This is a genomic window from Spirosoma arboris, assembly GCF_009754945.1.
GTDB classification, from domain to species: domain Bacteria; phylum Bacteroidota; class Bacteroidia; order Cytophagales; family Spirosomataceae; genus Spirosoma; species Spirosoma arboris.
In genome coordinates this window covers 98104-115232 of the sequence record NZ_WPIN01000002.1, presented here as the reverse complement: position 1 = coordinate 115232, position 17129 = coordinate 98104, and the positions used below count along the sequence as shown (strand labels likewise).

Sequence of the window (17129 nt, the reverse complement as noted above, 5' to 3'; positions counted from 1 at the left end):
CCTATGAAGCAACTTATCCAAAACTTGAAAACCGGTGAAACGGTGCTCGAAAATGTACCCATTCCTCAGGTAGGCAGGGGCCAGGTATTGATTCAAACCCGACGCTCTTTAGTGTCGCTAGGTACAGAGCGGATGCTGGTCGAGTTTGGGAAAGCTAACTTGATTAACAAAGCTCGTCAACAGCCTGACCGGGTGAAGCAGGTGATTGAGAAAGTTCAGTCGGATGGGTTACGACCGACGCTAGAGGCTGTACTTCGAAAACTTGATCAGCCGTTGCCGCTGGGTTATTGCAATGTAGGTACGGTGTTAGCCTTGGGTGAAGGCGTTACAGATTTGCGTATTAATGACCGGGTTGTTTCGAATGGTTCTCACGCAGAAGTGGTTTGTGTATCTCGTAATTTAGTCGCTCCAATTCCGATTAATGTTAGCGATGACGAAGCTGTTTTTACGGTTATAGGGTCTATTGGATTGCAGGGGATTCGACTGCTAAATCCGACACTGAATGAAACCATCGTGGTTATCGGTTTGGGCCTGATTGGTCTGTTGACCGCCCAACTGCTTCGACTGAATGGTTGCCGTGTAATTGGAGTCGATATAGACGAGACAAAATGTCAATTAGCCGAGCAACAGGGTATTACAGTTTTTAACGCAGCAGCCGGAACAGATCTGATCAAATCTGTTTTGGCATTCACCAATACCATTGGTGCAGATGGCGTTATAATTACCGCTTCGGCGCGAACAGATGAACTCATGTCGCAAGCAGCCCGCATGAGTCGCCAACGAGGGCGAATTGTGCTGATTGGGTCGGTTGGTCTAAACCTGAATCGGGCGGAGTTTTATGAAAAAGAATTGACATTTCAGGTATCGTGTTCATACGGTCCCGGCCGGTACGACAACGTTTATGAACAGCAAGGGCATGATTATCCAATAGGGTATGTCCGCTGGACAGAAAACCGAAACTTCCAGACAGTACTACATTTTCTGGCAAGCGAGCAACTGGACGTCAAGACGCTTATCTCCGAGCGAGTTCCATTGGCTGACTATGCCAGGATTTATGGCGATATAAAATCAAGCCACCGAATTGCTTCATTGCTTACCTATCCTGAAGAAATTAGCCTAAGCTCACGGATAAACCTAAAAAGTTATCGGTACAAGCAGGGCACAGGTACGGTTGGTATTATTGGCGCGGGCAACTTTACGGGCTCGATATTATTGCCAGCCTTAAAATCAGCAGGTGCTACGCTCAAAACGATTGCCAGTGCGGGTGGTCTGAACGCAACATTACTGGCTAAGAAATACGGCATTGCCCAAAGCACAACTGACTACCGGCAAATTCTGGCTGATACCGACATTGATCTTTGCATCATTACAACGCGGCACGATAATCACTCCCGTTTAACGATCGAAGCCTTGCAAGCCGGTAAGCATGTGTTTGTCGAAAAGCCTTTAGCGATACACGACCATGAACTCGCCCAGATTATTGATGCACAACGAGCATCAGACCGAATGGTAATGGTTGGTTTTAACCGACGATTCTCGCCCTTTGTCCAAAAAATGAATGTGTTGCTGGGTAAACCCGAAATTCCTATGAACGTAGTCGTCACTATAAATGCGGGCTTTATTCCGGCGAATTCATGGGTGCATGACCGAGCCGTTGGTGGCGGGCGTATTCTTGGTGAAGTGAGTCATTTTGTCGATCTGATTACCTACCTGACCGGAAGCCTGGTGCATAGTGTATGCATGAACGCAATGGGCCAATCGCCAACTGAAACAAGTGATTCAGCATCGCTGCTATTACGTTATGAAAATGGCTCTACAGGTGTCGTTAATTATTTCAGCAATGGAAGCAAAGCGTACTCGAAAGAACGAATTGAGGTTTATTCACTGGACAGAACATTGGTTCTGGACAACTTTCGGCAACTAACCGGTTATGGGTTTAAGCGCTTTTCGAACTTATCTGGTCGTCAGGATAAAGGCCATGCGGAACAGATAAAACGGTTGCTGGCACAAGTACGAACCGGTGGGGCCTCAGTAATACCATTTAATGAACTTATTAATGCAACGCAAACCACATTGGGAGCTTTGCAAAGTCTGCGAGAAAATCGCTGGATCGATGTAGCAGGTATCGGTGTAGGTCCAGAGTTGGTGCCACCATGAATAACCTTGGCCTGATCTGGCGAACTGTTCGGCATTTAACGCTACGACAGATCGTTTATCAACTTCTCCACCGACTGCGTCGTCAGCCTAGATTATCGTTGCCCAAAACAACTCCACAAGGGTATTTCACAACCGTACCTGCGGCCGATAAATCCATTTCTTGGCAACATGGTGTATTTACGTTCCTAGATCAGTCGGTTCAGTTTACGTCTGAAATTGATTGGAACTACGACGATTATGGTAAGCTCTGGACATACAACCTCAACTACTTCGACTTTCTTAATCAGCCAGATATGAAGGTTGAGGTTGGGTTGGAGTTTATCCATAATTTCATAACCCAAACAGATTCATTGCAGGATGGTCTGGAGCCTTATCCAACCTCGTTACGAATTATGAATTGGGTCCAGTTTCTGAGTCGCCATCAGATTCAGAATGAGGCTATCAATCAGCATCTGTTTGCTCAGATCACCTTGCTCAACCACCGCTTAGAATATCACTTAGCTGGTAATCACCTCCTCGAAAACGGCTTTGCATTACTTACTGGTGGCATCTATTTTCATCAGGAACATTGGTTCTACAAGGCTACCCGGCTTATTCGTCAGGAACTAACGAAGCAAATTCTGGCCGATGCTGGGCATGATGAACGCAGCCCGATGTATCACCAGATTCTCCTCGACAGATTGCTGGATATCCTGCTGATTTTGCAGCGTCAGACCTGGCATAACGATACCCACTTTATTCGGTTCCTAACCGACAAAGCCACTCAAATGCTCGGATGGCTCAATAGCATCACCTTCAACAATGGCGATGTGCCCATGGTTAACGATGCTGCCTGGGGAATTGCTCCAACAACTACCCAACTTCGAGAAAAGGCCAAAATTATACTGCCTGAACTGACGCAAATCCAGGTTCCGTTAACGGCCAGCGGTTATCGCCTATTTCGACAAAACCTGTATGAGCTTTTTGTTGATGTTGGACCGGTTGGCCCTGACCATCAACCTGGACATGCCCATGCCGATACGTTTTCATTTGTACTAAATGTGGATAACTTACCTCTGATTGTGGATAACTCCATATGTACCTATCAGTCAGGCGCTCGTCGATCATGGGAGCGGAGTACAAGTGCACATAATACCGTAACCATACGTGAAACCAATTCATCGGAAGTCTGGGCTAACTTCCGGGTTGGCCGTCGAGCACGGGTAAAGGTATTGGCTGATACCCAAACCGGCCTGACCGCTCTGCATGACGGTTATCGACAATTGGGTGTCATACATGAGCGCACCTGGCTGGTTGAACCTAGCCGTCTAGTTATAACCGATCAGCTGTTGCAGATGCATACCAAAACATCGTCCATGAAATCGGGAGTTGCTCGGTTTTATTTTCACCCAACTGTTTCTGTACAACTTGTTGATGATTTCGTTAGAGCGGATTCCGTAATAATGTCATTTCATTCAGAGACTAAACCAAGGTTTTGCGTCATAAGCTATGCTATGGCCGAAGGTTTCAATCGTCTTTGTCCAGGGCAATGCCTTGAAGTTGCATTCACAACTAGTCTTGAAACGACCCTACTATTCTCGGAATGAACATACTTTATCTTACGTTTTATTTCGAGCCAGACATAGGTCCTGGCGCCTTCCGAAATACGACTCTGGTCAATGAATTGTCTTCGCAATTGACAGCCAACGATTCTGTTCATGTTATTACAACGCAACCGAATCGCTATAACTCGTATAAACCAGCCGCTGTTGAACGCGAAGAGTGTCGTAATGGAGGTTGCTCGATCTCGGTCCAGCGAATTAAGATACCGAACCATAAAAGTGGCTTTTTTGATCAAATACGCTCATTTTTCGCTTATTATAGGCGTGTTTTTCAACTCACCAAAGGACATAACTATGACTTGATTATAGCGTCCTCATCGCGTTTGTTTACCGCTTTTCTGGGGGCGCGACTGGCTCGAAAACAGACTATTCCACTGTTTTTAGACATTCGTGATTTATTCCGGGAGGCCATTTCAGATGTTATCAGGTTCTCATTAGTTCATGCCGTACTGAATCCATTATTACGCGCAGTTGAACGATATACATTTGGCTATGCCAGCCACATCAATCTGGTATCTGAAGGGTTTCGATCTTATTTCGAGTCATTTCAACAAGCAACCTACAGCTATTTTACGAATGGTATTGACGTGGATTTCCTGGATATGCCAGCTAGCCTTCTAAACCTGAATCGACAGATTAAAACCATACTTTACGCGGGTAATATTGGCGAAGGACAAGGATTACATACAATTATTCCAGAAGCGGCCCGACAATTGGGTTCGGCATATCGCTTCCTGGTTATTGGGGATGGCGGGGCTAGAGAGAAACTGGAATCAGCCCTTAAGGGTAACAACTGTACAAACGTTGACTTACGTAGCCCTATCAAGCGGAAGGAGTTAATCGCTGAATATCAAAAGGCTGATTATCTATTTGTGCACCTAAATGATATCGATGCCTGTAAGCGAGTGTTACCTTCCAAGCTATTTGAGTATGGAGCAACAGACAAGCCCATCCTGGCTGGGGTAGCTGGTTATGCGGCATCATTTGTGCGGGAGTACCTACCTAACTCCATCCTATTTGACCCTAGTGACGTAGCAAGTTTAACCCGACAGTTACGTGAAACATCGTATTATACGCAACCCAGAATAGCTTTTAAGCAGCGGTTTAGTCGACAGACGATTAATACCGACATGGCGCAACAAATTCGACGGATACTGGAAGCGTAACCAAGTACAAGCCGAATTCAATAGGATCTGGTAGAGTTGGTGGAGGAACTCATAAAAAAAAGGGTCGGTTTCTCAAAACCGACCCCACTGAACTCACTTAAAATCGTTGACTCTATTAAATACCAGCCGGTTTTACACTCTTGCCGATAGCAATCAGATCTTCGGGCGTTTGTAGTCCTAATACTTTCTTCAGCACTTTGCCATTGCTGTCAATAAACAACAGGGTTGGATAGGCTTCGAGCGGATACACTTGCGACAGGGCTGGGCCTTCACCCTTCTCCATGTCCATTTTCACGTTGATGAATTTGCCGTTATAGAAATCGCCAACGGCTTTTTTTGTGAAAACTTCCTTCTGAAGCTTCTTACAAGGACCACACCAGCTAGCATAGGCGTCCAGAAAGATTACCTTTTTTTCGGCTTTGGCCTTTTTCAAAATCTCTCTCCAAGAGGTTTCCGTAAATTGAATGCCTTCTGCGTCATTTTTAGGAGCGAGCTTTTTAGGGGCAGCGGGGTTTGGCCGGGTTGAATTAAGAGCGGCATGAGTCGATTGGGCGTTGAAGCCAACAAAGAGGATTGCAAGTAGCCAAAATACTTTTTTCATAGTCAAACCGGCAAACCGGTGGTCTTTTAATGGTTTTCTGAGTGTATAACGCGTCAGCAAGTGATTTTCGTTTCTTCTGCAATCACTTGTTTATGAAGCAAATTAGTGGGCAGCAGGACAAATTGCAAATGACGTGCCATTCTCGGTAATCTTTCCGAACTTTGCAGCCGTTTTTGTTCCCGTTTATTATGCCTGTTAAACAAGCCGAATTCTTTGTCAGCAACTCCGACCCGGCCAAATGCCCCAAGCCCGATCGGCCTGAATATGCCTTTATCGGGCGCTCGAATGTCGGTAAATCATCGCTGATTAATATGCTAACGGGCCGTTCATCCCTAGCTAAAATTTCGGGAAAACCCGGCAAAACGCAGTTAATCAATCACTTTCTTATTGATAACGAATGGTACTTAGTCGATTTGCCGGGTTATGGCTACGCTCAGGTAAGTAAAAGCGAACGCGAAAAATTTGCCGCTCTTATTGATGGGTATCTGACATCCCGCCCCAATTTACTTTGTATTTTTGTGTTGGTCGATTCGCGGATTGAACCCCAAAAACTTGATCTTGACTTCATGAGTAATTTAGGGGAACGGGGATTACCGTTTGTGGTTGTATTCACGAAAACCGAGAAACTTGGCCCGACTAAACTGCAAACTACGCTTGAAACTTACCGATCTAAACTGCTCGAAGATTGGGAGGAAGCCCCAGACTTTTTTGTTACATCGGCCATTACTTCAGTCGGTCGAGAAGACATTCTGTCCTTTATTCGACCGCTGAATGAGGGGTATTTAAAAGAGCAAAAGAGCGAAAGAATGAAAGGGCGAAAAACGGGCAAGTAGTATCTCAATACTTTAAATGGGCAATACACCGCCCAAAATACACGTTACCAATTTACAAAGTCTCTCTATGGAAGCATTAAAACAGATTGCCAATGTGGCTGGATACAGCGGCCTTTACCGAATTCTGAAACCTGGCCGGGCGGGCGTTATTGTCGAATCATTAGATGACAAGAAAGCCAAAACAATGATGGGTCCAACCGCTCGTGTATCAGTGCTAAATGATATTTCTATCTATGTCGATGATGACAGTGAGGAACAATCTGTATCGCTAAGCACTGTATTACTGGCAATTAATGAAAAATACGGTGATGAACTACCCGTTGATCCCAAAGGCTCAAATGACCAGTTAGCCGATTTTATGGCTTCAGTTGTACCGACGTATGATCGAGACCGCGTGCGGACAACCGACATTAAAAAATTGGTTAGCTGGTACGGTATTTTACGTCAGTTTGCTCCTGAAGTATTTGAAGCTCCGGCTGAAGAAGCTCCAGAAGAAACAGCCGAAATTGCTGAAACGCCAGAAGCTACTGAGATCGCAGAAGCGCCAGTCGCTGAAACGCCAAAAGCAGAAAAAACACAAGAAGCATAAACAGTTGTTAACTCTGGAGAGTTAATAAATAGATCACATTAAAGTTCTTCATTTTCAGTGAGAACGGAAAAGCCGCGATGACCCTTGGTTTCGCGGCTTTTTTTTATGCTTTACAATTAGTTCTTTCTGACAGGATTAACAGGATAAAACAGGATTAGGGAATAGAAAGAAATCCTGTTAATCCTGTCAGAAAACAATCAAAATGGTGTCACATCAACCGCAACCTGGAAAGCGTGTTTGCCCGTGCTGAAAATGATTCCTTTCAGGGGAGATACATCGCCAAAATCCCGCCCCCAGGCGGTAGTAATGTGCCTTTCCTGCGGGACTAAGTCGTTTGTAGGATCGAAATCGCACCAGCCCACATCTGGAACATAAACCGATACCCAGGCATGCGTTGCGTCGGACCCCTGTAATTTGGGTTTGCCCGGTAGAGGTTGCGTTTCGAGATAACCACTAACATATCGGGCAGCAAAGCCCATACTGCGAAGGCAGGCTATGGCAAGGTGTGAAAAATCCTGACAAACTCCCTTCTTTTCCCGTAACACCGTTTTGAGTGGCGTATGAATGGTTGTGAAGCCAGGAACATACGTAAACTCAGTATAGATTTTACGGCATAATAAGCGTGCGCTCTGATAAAACGACTGATTGTCATTGAAACAGTCGGTGGCAAAACGATTTATTTCGCTATCCCATTGAACGAATGGACTCGGAAGCATATAATCGAGAAGCTCATTTTTTAGCACTCTATCCGCCTTAAATTTTTCCTTGACCTCGTTAGGTGTCATAAAAAAATCGTTGGCCATTGACGAATGCGTCTCAACAATGCTTTTAGCCAGGAGTGTAAGCTTATTATGTGGTTTATAGATTGAAAAGTAGTGGAGTGTGTTGCCAAAATAGTCCGTGCGAACGTACACTTCATCCGGTAAGGGAGAAATTAAAAGTGAAAAATCACGACAAGATTGTCGAAATAAACTCTTGGGCATTATACAAGCCAACCCGTGATAGTTAGTCACATTTTCACTGTAATTGTACTGCGTCTTATGAATTAGCCTATAATTCATTCTCCAAATCAATTATTGTTTCGGTAATAGAGTGCTGCGGAGCTGTATGGTTAAAATACTGATTAGTTGTATAGTCGGATACCGATAAGATTAGTGAATATACATTAGATAAGATCGTATCTAACTTTTCGTAAGCCTGCGATTTCTCTTCTGCTGCTGAAATCTCCGATACATCAATAAGTTTTATTTGCGTAGATGCTTCTAAAATAGCTTTTCTGGATTTACTTAATCGAACTGAAGGCTGTGGTAACTGACTAATATTATGATCCAGTGAGTCTAACAGATAGGCAAGGGAAGCTGGAATTTGCTTGTCTAATAAAAGCATATCCAATACATATTCCATTTCAAAATTTGTCTTGTAAGTTGCTCGATAGTGCGATAACGCAAAATGATTCATCAAGGCAAGTTCCATCAATTCATTTTCAATAAATTGCTCCGTTTTAATACTAAAAATAGACTGAATAATGGTAATTTTCGATAAAATACGCTCAACTAATTTGCCAATTTCAAATAAATAATAGCCATCATTTCTTGGTATCGATTCGTTGACTATACCATAGAACGTGAATAATTTATTTTGTAAATTGGTAAGCGTATTATGAATATCGTTTGGATTTTGATCAGGCCGAATTTTTTGAAGTTTTTCGTTAATATCCTCAATGACATCGATCGTTCGCCAGGTTACATTATTCCAGCGCTCGCGAACAGCAATCATAGCTCTCAGAAACGATTGAATAGATGATGTAATGGTTCCAATTTTTGCTGCATTGGAAATACTATCCGCAATAATTGGGTATGGATTTTTGAAATCACTCTTATTTTTATCTGAAAAACAAGGTTCAATTTTAATTAATTTTGAGAGTGTTTTTAAGAGTATGTCGATATGCTGCGTTTTATTCTGACTACCGAAGTTTCGTTGAAAATTTAACGCGTTGAGCGTAATCATCAGAAAGGTAGTTGCGGTCATGCTGCGCTCACTATAGCGGGCTGCCCAGTACAAATTTTCGGCACTGCGGCTGGGTAATGATGTTTGCGACTGTTGGTAAGAAGCGCCCGGAAGTTTGATGCGCTCCCGTATTACTTCGGCTTCGTCGGATACGATCCATGTATCTTTAGATACACTACCATACTGATTCGAAAAGGTGAACTTGTCTTTAAGCGCCGAACTCCGGGTTAACCCGCCTTCCATTACTTGATAACCGTTGGGTGTAGCCGTCAAAAAAGCGCGGATGGCAGCATAGCGAGGTTCAATATGATCATCAACGAACGTGGGCGTTGTTGAAAAGCTAACTTCCTCCTGAGCTACATATTCCGTTGGATTTTGCAGAATCTGTGCTCGTAATTGCTGCAATTGATCTTTAGATAATTCTTTACCGTATACCGACCGGAATATCTGTTTCCGGTTAGCTTTTTTAATAATCAGACTTCCCAGATTATCCAGTGTTCGTTGAAGTTCTTTAGGCTGCCCACACCACCAGGTTGCTACCGACGGTAAAATTAATTCTTCACGTAATAAATGGCGACATAAGGAGGGTAAAAAGGCATTGAATGCTGTATTTTCGACCGCGCTACTGCCAGGTGGGTTAATAACCATAACATTCCCATTCCGAATTACCTGCAATAAGCCAGGCACGCCCAATTTCGAGTCGATGCGTAATTCCAGAGGGTCGCACCATTCGTCGTCCACCCGTCGAATAATAATGTCTACCCGTTGCAAACCATCGATAGCTTTTATCCAGACAAAGCCATTTTTTACGATTAAATCATCACCCTGAACAAGTGTATAGCCTAAATAAGAGGCCAGATAAGCCTGTTCAAAATAGGTTTCATTATTAGGGCCAGGTGTTAAATAAACTACGTTTAAAAAGTCTGATTTTTCTCTGAATACTTTGAATATAGATTGTTGTGCCTGGGTAAAAAAAGGCGATAAGCGACTAACATACATATCCCTGGCAAGCTCTGGCATTATCTTGGTGAGAATCACCCGATTTTCCAGCGCATAACCTGATCCTGATGGTGCTTGTGTCCGATTATCGACAACCCACATTCGACCGTCAGGTCCACGGGCCATATCAGCGGCATACATCACCAATTGATGTTGGGTTGGCAATTTTACGTCCTGACATGGACGAAAAAAACCAGTATTATTATAAACTAATTCAGGCGGCAGAATACCCTCTTTTAGGAGAGTCCGTTCACCATAAATATCTCGAAGTATTAAATCTAAAAGAATGGCACGCTGCTGTAAGCCTTTAGAAATAGCGTGCCATTCGTTTTGTTCAATTAAAAAAGGAATCAAGTCTAACTTCCACGGACTATTTAAACCGCCTGTTCCCTGATAAATATTATACGTAACCCCATTCTCGCGAATTTTATTTTTTATTTCCTGAGAGCGATTTTTTAACTCCTCATTCCCGACTTTTTCTAACGAAGAAAATAATTTTTCCCAATGAGGTTTTATTGCCCCATTCGATCCTAATATTTCATCATACGAATTTAGCTTACTCGCGTATGCGTCAAGTAAACTGCGGGTAGATTCTGAAACCATGACTCCTGTTAGATAGGCAACGTACTAATTTATTTCGAACGCCAAAACTGACGCAAATCAAGCGTATGCGGGTACTCCTGATTGACTAATTCGACAGGTGTATCCATCCGAAGATCTTTTTTATGTTCTGCTACAAACCGGGAAATACTTGGCGTTGACTTCACCGTAACGGGAATTTCCTCTTTTTGTGAAGGCGTGTGGCCAAAGCCCCAGAAACGGCTGGTTCGGCGCGATTCGGCTTCGTAGCTATTGACTGGGTAGGTATCAAAACTACGCCCGCCAGGGTGTGATACAAAATACGTGCAACCACCCAATACTCGGTTATTCCAGGTGTCGATAACATCGAATACTAGAGGGGCATCTACGCCAATAGTCGGATGAAGAGCCGAGGTTGGATTCCAGGCTTTGTACCGAATTCCGGATACATATTCACCTTTAATGCCCGTATTTCGAAGGGGGACGCGGCAACCATTGCACACCAGTATATGGCGCCCTTCCACGAATCCACTCACTTTTACCTGCAGGCGCTCCAGCGAAGAGTCGACAAAACGGGCGGTTCCTGTGTTTGATAACTCCTCGCCTAATACGTGCCAGGGTTCGATACCCAGTCGTAGTTCCATCTGAATATTATCCATGATGATGGTGCCGTGGCGTGGGAATCGGAACTCGAAGAAGGGATCAAACCAGGAAATATCTAATTGATAACCAGCTGCTTTCAAATCGCTTACAATATCGACCATATCCAGATAGGCAAAGTGCGGAAGCAGGAAACGATCATGCAGTTCGGTTCCCCAACGCACCAGCTTTTTCTTATAAGGCTGCTTCCAGAACATAGATACCAACGCTCGTACCAATAGCGTCTGCACCATATTCATGTGTTTGTGCGGAGGCATGTCAAACGCCCGGAATTCCAGAATGCCAAGTCGGCCCGTTGATGAATCAGGCGAATACAATTTGTCGATGCAGAATTCGGTGCGGTGCGTATTGCCTGTAATATCGACCAGAAGATTACGGAAAATACGGTCGACCATCCAGAATGGCACTTCGCCCGTCTCCGGGATTTGATCAAACGCAATTTCGACCTCATACAACCGTTCGTCTCGACCTTCATCAATGCGCGGAGCCTGACTGGTTGGACCAATGAAGGGCCCCGCAAATAGATAGCTGAGGGCAGGATGGTGTTGCCAGTATGTAAGTAGACTACGCAATAAATCGGGCCGTCTAAGTATCGGACTATCTGACGGTTTTGCACCGCCGATTGTCACATGGTTACCGCCACCTGTGCCCGTGTGTCGCCCGTCGACCATAAATTTTTCAGTGCCCAGGCGAGCAAAAAAAGCTTCTTCGTACAACGCCGTCGTGTTATCGACTAACTCCTGCCAGTTGGCAGCTGGTTGTACATTTACCTCGATCACACCCGGATCGGGCGAGACAACTAATTTCTGGATTCGGTAATCGGAGGGAGGAGTGTAGCCTTCAATCCGCACCGGCATCTGTAGCTTTTCGGCAGTGGCTTCTACGGAAGCAATTAAATCCAGATAGTGTTCCAGATAATCAACAGGTGGCAGAAACACATAAATAATTCCCTCGCGTGCTTCAACGCTTAAAGCCGTTCGGATGGTGTCGACCTCAAAGAGTGGCGCCTTTTTTGCCTTTTCACTCGCCTTTTTTCGAACGGGGGCTTTGTAAGGAAGAGCCTCGCTTCCGTGCCGATTCTCCACAACCAACTGATAGGCCTGATGTGTATCTAAATCGGGTAGTTCTTCAAATGAACTCCGTTCGATCGGGTGTTTTCGACGCTCTTCCGATACTTCGGGCAGCGATGAGAGAGGCAGCCGTAAGCCAATAGGTGAATTCCCTGGTATCAGAAAGCAATTTTTTCGACGGAATTTCCATAAGCAACTTACCCAGGTATTCTTATCCATATCCCATTCAAGCGGCAAAGTAAAGCCCGCCGGATTGTTTAAGCCTCGTTCCAGAATGCCCGCCAGCGTTCGGCGTTCAATTGAATCGCTCAGATCAAAGGCTAGTGGATCGAGGTTTACCGGAAGCTTATCTTCTTCCAGTGCCCAATAAATAGGGTCTTCATAGGCAGGGATGATGTTGCCGCTGCTCAGCCCAAGATAGTTGGTTAGCTCATCAATGAAAACTTTAGCTTCTTTATGGGTATACGAAGTTTGTTCTTCTTTTGTAATGAGGTCGTCGTTGTTCCAGATTGGCAACCCATCTTTTCGCCAATACAACGCATATTGCCAGCGCGGGAATAACTCGCCTGGGTACCATTTTCCTTGCCCGAAATGCAGCAATCCACCATGCGCAAATCGGTTTTTCAGACGAAGGGCCAGGTTATAGGACAATTTGCGTTTGAGTGGACCATCGGCGGCCGAATTCCACTCAGGCGATTCGCTATCGTCGATGGATACGAAGGTCGGTTCGCCACCCATTGTCATGCGTACATCGCCTGCCTGTAAGTCTTTTTCTACGTCGTGACCTACCTTTAAAATTTGTTGCCACTGTTTCTCAGTATAGGGTTTTGTAACCCTCGGATCTTCCAAAATACGAAAAACCTGATTTTCGTACTCAAACGAAACTTCGGCTATATCAGTCGCGCCTGTAACCGGGGCCGCGCTTTTGTAGTGGGGTGTGCAGCAAAGGGGAATGTGGCCTTCATCGGCAAAAAGGCCTGAAGTTGGGTCGAGCCCAATCCAGCCTGCACCTGGCACGTAGGCTTCGACCCAGGCGTGTAAATCCGTAAAATCAGCTTCAGGCCCCGATGGACCATCCAATGACTTTACATCGGGTGTCAGCTGCACCAGATAACCCGATACAAAGCGGGACGCAATGCCCAAATGCCGGAGAACCTGCACAAATAACCAGGCAGAATCACGACAGGAGCCACTTAATAAACTCAATGATTCTTCGCAGGATTGCACACCCGGTTCCATTCGGATGTTATACCCAATGGTTTGATTGAGCTTCTGGTTGAGGTGAACCAGATAATCGACCGTTTTAATTTTTTCGTCGATTCTATTTTTCGCAATCCATTCGTTCAACAAGGGGCCATTTTCTCTGATTTCCAGATAAGGACTCAGTTCTGAGAGTAAATGCTCGTCATAACTAAAGGGAGTCATTTCGGCATATTCCTCAATAAAAAAGTCGAATGGATTAATGACTTCCAGTCGGGCTATTACTTCTACTTCAATCCGTAACGTCTTGGTTTTTTCGGGAAAGACGACCCTGGCCTGGTAATTTCCAAATGGGTCTTGTTGCCAATTGATAAAATGGTTTTCGGGGAATACTTTAAACGTATACCCATCAATTGGCGTGCGTGAATGTGGAGCAGGGCGAAGCCGAAAGATATGCGGAGAAAGGCCAACCAGTCGATCGAAATTATAGGTTGTCTTATGCGAGATTGCAACTTTTATAGCCATAGAAACCGGAACCGTAGTTACTAGTGAGGTGGGGTACTGTTAGAGGGGATAAAATTATCGTGATATTAGGTTCTGCCAATTTTTTTCTGGTTTTTATTGGATTAAGCAAAATATCCTTTCTAATAGTCCAATTTTTGCCAATATTTTAGTGGAGCACAACTGCCTTTACGTTTTTAGGAGTATTGATTGGACTTTGGAACAGACGGTCGCTATTATGGTTATTCGAGCACCCAACTAACGAAGTAGCGTAGCTCGATTTAATACGGGAATACTTTGTAATAAAGATGCGTAAGTAGATCGTTCGAAAAATTAAAAAGCTGTAATTGAGCGAATAATCAGGTAGATTGACCCAACAACTTTACTAATGACGTAGTTATGGTAAAGGCTAACAAGCCTTTACTCACGTTAAATGAACAGATCTTACTGATGAAAATATACCCATGCCAATGCGGTAATACATTACACTTCGAAAACTCATCCTGTGTTGTTTGTCATCGGGAAGTAGGCTGGTGCCCTGTATGTGAAGGCATCCGGTCGCTCGACGCCGTAGATGCCTATACGTATAGCTGCAACCATTGCCAGTCTCAGTTGACGAAGTGTTTAAATTACCGGGACTATCAGGTTTGTAATCGTTTGGTAGAAGTAAAAACGACCTGGCATGAAGCGAACGCTTATTGTAAATGCTGCAACTTAAACCGGATTGTGCCGGATATGACGGTGCCTGGTAATCGAGAGAAATGGTATAATCTTGAAGCCGCTAAACGACGGCTAATCTATACGCTTGATTTATTGAATCTTCCTTACGGGTCAATATACGATCGGTTTCCGTTACCCTTAACCTTTGACTTCAAAGGAAATGTGGTTCAGATAACTCAGGCAGGAACGGATGCGATTATTGCTGAAAAAGTATTCACAGGTCACGCCGATGGAACAATCACGATCAATATCGAAGAAGCTGATCCAATAGAGCGGGAAAAACTACGCGTAGATTTCGGGGAGGCCCGTCGCACGTTGATCGGACATTTTCATCACGAAATAGGCCATTATTACTGGCAACTGCTGGTTCGGAATACGTGCGAGGAAGAATGCAAGGCTGTATTTGGCGATCATACGACCTTTAACTACTCGTATGCCATGAATCAGTATTATCAGTATGGGCCCAAACTTGACTGGCCGCTCAATTATATCAGCGCCTATGCCAGTATGCACCCTTGGGAAGATTTTGCGGAAACGTTCCGGGCCTATCTGGAAATGATTACGATTCTGGATACTGCCGAAAGTGTTCACCTGCTTCTCGAAGCTGAAGATGCGGTTGATTTTGAAGGCGCTCCATTCGAAAATATGCTTCTTAAATACGAAGAGTTAGGGATTAAGCTCAATGAAATGAATCGCACACTAGGATTACTGGATATGGTCCCTGAGGTATTTACGCCAGCGGTGATTCTTAAAATGAAGTTCATTCATAAGCTGGTTAAACAAGGGCGTCTGTTGAAAAACAACTTGCAGAAACAGGTGGTATTTGCTTAATAAAGTATATAAAAAAGTAGAAGGGTGTTCGAGATTCGATACACCATATCCCGGAGATATGGCATATCGAATCTCGAACACCCTTCTACTTTTTTTACAATTATTTTAATCGACCGTGCTCAATTTCACCGTGTTCGTCTTACGAGACTGGGTTAATGGCATGCTGAGTGTATTGACGAAAATATCGCCCGATACCAATTTGCCTTGCCCTACCAGAGTTTGTTTAATTCCCTCAACGGTCTGATCAACGGTTAGGCTTAAATCGGGTTCATAAGGTAGCACTTGTACGCCCCAATACAAACCGAGCGTATTCCGCAGTTGCGCATCGTTAGAGAAAACGTACAGATCAGCTTTCGGGCGATGGTGCGAAATCCGAACAGCCGTATACCCTGAGTTCGTAATGCCAATAATCGCCTTGGCATGTGTGTCGCGGGCTAACCGGCAGGCACTCATAACGACGTTATCGTTGAGCACGTTTTCGGTTGGGTGCTCATTCACATACGCGTGGTAACGATAATAGATTTTGTCGGTCGACATTTCAACCTGCTTGATGGTGTTCGCCATGCTTTCAACCGCCAGAATCGGGTATTTGCCCGAGGCCGTTTCAGCGCTGAGCATAACTGCATCGGCACCATCCATTACTGAGTTGGCGATGTCGTTGATTTCGGCGCGGGTTGGGCGAGGGGCATCGATCATGCTTTCGAGCATTTGCGTGGCCACAATAACTGGCTTGCCTGCTTTATTACACTTCTCAACCAGCATTTTCTGAATCATCGGTACCTCTTCGGCCGGTAATTCAACGCCGAGGTCACCCCGAGCCACCATCAGACCGTCGGTAGCCGCAATGATTTCGTCGATGTTTTGAATCGCTTCAGGCTTTTCAATCTTCGCAATGACGCGGCTCTTCTTACCCTTCGATTTGATGTACTCTTTAATTTCGATGATTTCGGATGCTTCCCGTACGAACGACAGCGCAATCCATTCCGCATCGTGTTCGAGACCAAATTCGAGATCAGCCCAGTCTTTTTCGGTTACGGCGGGCATTGACACCTTCGTGTTCGGCAGATTTACACCTTTCTTCGACTTCATCGAACCACCATATACCACTTCCGTAACAACGTCTGTACCTTCTGTTCGGAGAACCTTAACTTCCAGTTTTCCATCGTCCATCAGAATGCGTTCGCCCGGATGCACGTCCCGATACATGTCTTTGTATGGCGTACTCACGCGTTCGGCAGTGCCAATGATGTCGTCGTTAGTAAAGACGAGCTCCTGGCCAGGTACAATCATAACCCCATCCTTACTTTCGACATTACCGATGCGAATTTTTGGACCTTGTAAATCCTGTAGAACACAGAGGTTTAGGTTATATTCTGCATTCAGCTCGCGGATGCGGCTCAACCGCATAAGGTGGTCTTCGTGAGTACCGTGCGAGAAATTTAGCCGGAACACATTAACTCCAGCTTTGGCTAATGCCAACAATTGTTCTTTCGTTTCGGAAGCCGGGCCAATAGTGGCCACGATCTTGGTTTTCTTTGACATGGTACGGGAAAAATTGGGCAAAATTGGCCAGAAGCCGGTGCAAAAATAACCGGATGGGCTTATAAATAGTCGT

The 17129-nt window shown here is 44.8% G+C and carries 11 protein-coding genes; 6 read left to right on the top strand and 5 right to left on the bottom strand.

Annotation, left to right across the window (positions count from 1 at the left end):
- Window positions 1-3 precede the first annotated feature (3 nt).
- Genes GO755_RS04370 through GO755_RS04360 form a run of 3 tightly spaced genes read left to right on the top strand, consistent with a single transcriptional unit; the run spans window position 4 to window position 4924 of the window.
- A complete protein-coding gene (locus tag GO755_RS04370; RefSeq protein WP_157583471.1) occupies window positions 4-2157 on the top strand; it encodes a bi-domain-containing oxidoreductase in 2154 nt (717 codons plus the stop codon).
- Window positions 2154-3743 (top strand): alginate lyase family protein, encoded by a 1590-nt coding sequence (locus GO755_RS04365; RefSeq protein WP_157583469.1) that lies wholly within the window; start codon window positions 2154-2156, stop codon window positions 3741-3743. The genes GO755_RS04370 and GO755_RS04365 overlap by 4 nt, the downstream gene beginning before the upstream one ends.
- Window positions 3740-4924, top strand: a complete 1185-nt coding sequence (locus GO755_RS04360) for a glycosyltransferase family 4 protein (protein WP_157583467.1) — start codon at window positions 3740-3742, stop codon at window positions 4922-4924. Before GO755_RS04365 ends, GO755_RS04360 begins: the two co-directional genes overlap by 4 nt.
- Before the next feature lie 115 nt (window positions 4925-5039).
- On the opposite strand, the gene GO755_RS04355 is transcribed toward GO755_RS04360, so the two are convergent.
- Complete coding sequence (locus GO755_RS04355) at window positions 5040-5525, bottom strand: thioredoxin family protein (RefSeq protein WP_157583465.1); 486 nt, start codon at window positions 5523-5525, stop codon at window positions 5040-5042.
- A gap of 188 nt (window positions 5526-5713) precedes the next feature.
- On the opposite strand from GO755_RS04355, the gene yihA reads away from it, so the two are divergent.
- Window positions 5714-6358 carry a ribosome biogenesis GTP-binding protein YihA/YsxC gene (gene yihA / locus GO755_RS04350; protein ID WP_157583464.1) on the top strand — a complete coding sequence of 215 codons (645 nt, stop codon included), beginning with the start codon at window positions 5714-5716 and terminating at the stop codon, window positions 6356-6358.
- Window positions 6359-6425: 67 nt separating this feature from the next.
- Window positions 6426-6947 (top strand): DUF5606 family protein, encoded by a 522-nt coding sequence (locus GO755_RS04345; protein ID WP_157583462.1) that lies wholly within the window; start codon window positions 6426-6428, stop codon window positions 6945-6947.
- A 197-nt stretch (window positions 6948-7144) separates the two neighbouring features.
- Here the strand turns inward: GO755_RS04345 and GO755_RS04340 are convergent, their stop codons facing one another.
- From GO755_RS04340 to GO755_RS04330, 3 genes are read right to left on the bottom strand one after another with little or no spacing between them, the layout of a single operon-like run.
- Complete coding sequence (locus tag GO755_RS04340; RefSeq protein ID WP_157583460.1) at window positions 7145-8008, bottom strand: transglutaminase family protein; 864 nt, start codon at window positions 8006-8008, stop codon at window positions 7145-7147.
- The gene (locus tag GO755_RS04335; protein ID WP_157583458.1) at window positions 7998-10556 is read right to left on the bottom strand and encodes a circularly permuted type 2 ATP-grasp protein; all 2559 of its coding nucleotides are present in this window, start codon (window positions 10554-10556) and stop codon (window positions 7998-8000) included. The genes GO755_RS04340 and GO755_RS04335 overlap by 11 nt, the downstream gene beginning before the upstream one ends.
- 29 nt (window positions 10557-10585) lie before the next feature.
- Window positions 10586-13987 (bottom strand): transglutaminase family protein, encoded by a 3402-nt coding sequence (locus GO755_RS04330; RefSeq protein WP_157583456.1) that lies wholly within the window; start codon window positions 13985-13987, stop codon window positions 10586-10588.
- Between the two features lie 426 nt (window positions 13988-14413).
- Here GO755_RS04330 and GO755_RS04325 point away from each other — a divergent pair, with 426 nt between their 5' ends.
- A complete protein-coding gene (locus GO755_RS04325) occupies window positions 14414-15514 on the top strand; it encodes a zinc-binding metallopeptidase family protein (RefSeq protein WP_157583454.1) in 1101 nt (366 codons plus the stop codon).
- 105 nt (window positions 15515-15619) lie between these two features.
- Here the strand turns inward: GO755_RS04325 and pyk are convergent, their stop codons facing one another.
- Window positions 15620-17056: a pyruvate kinase gene (gene pyk / locus GO755_RS04320; protein WP_157583452.1), complete on the bottom strand. Its 1437-nt coding sequence runs from the start codon at window positions 17054-17056 to the stop codon at window positions 15620-15622.
- Window positions 17057-17129 lie beyond the last annotated feature (73 nt).

Excerpts from the sequence above, each read along its gene's own strand:
- GO755_RS04330 (WP_157583456.1), bottom strand. The coding sequence starts at position 13,987 with ATGGCTATAAAAGTTGCAATCTCGCATAAGACAACCTATAATTTCGAT.
- GO755_RS04335 (WP_157583458.1), bottom strand. The coding sequence starts at position 10,556 with ATGGTTTCAGAATCTACCCGCAGTTTACTTGACGCATACGCGAGTAAG.
- pyk (WP_157583452.1), bottom strand. The coding sequence starts at position 17,056 with ATGTCAAAGAAAACCAAGATCGTGGCCACTATTGGCCCGGCTTCCGAA.
- GO755_RS04370 (WP_157583471.1), top strand. The coding sequence starts at position 4 with ATGAAGCAACTTATCCAAAACTTGAAAACCGGTGAAACGGTGCTCGAA.
- GO755_RS04360 (WP_157583467.1), top strand. The coding sequence starts at position 3,740 with ATGAACATACTTTATCTTACGTTTTATTTCGAGCCAGACATAGGTCCT.
- GO755_RS04345 (WP_157583462.1), top strand. The coding sequence starts at position 6,426 with ATGGAAGCATTAAAACAGATTGCCAATGTGGCTGGATACAGCGGCCTT.
- GO755_RS04355 (WP_157583465.1), bottom strand. The coding sequence starts at position 5,525 with ATGAAAAAAGTATTTTGGCTACTTGCAATCCTCTTTGTTGGCTTCAAC.
- GO755_RS04325 (WP_157583454.1), top strand. The coding sequence starts at position 14,414 with ATGAAAATATACCCATGCCAATGCGGTAATACATTACACTTCGAAAAC.
- GO755_RS04340 (WP_157583460.1), bottom strand. The coding sequence starts at position 8,008 with ATGAATTATAGGCTAATTCATAAGACGCAGTACAATTACAGTGAAAAT.
- yihA (WP_157583464.1), top strand. The coding sequence starts at position 5,714 with ATGCCTGTTAAACAAGCCGAATTCTTTGTCAGCAACTCCGACCCGGCC.
- GO755_RS04365 (WP_157583469.1), top strand. The coding sequence starts at position 2,154 with ATGAATAACCTTGGCCTGATCTGGCGAACTGTTCGGCATTTAACGCTA.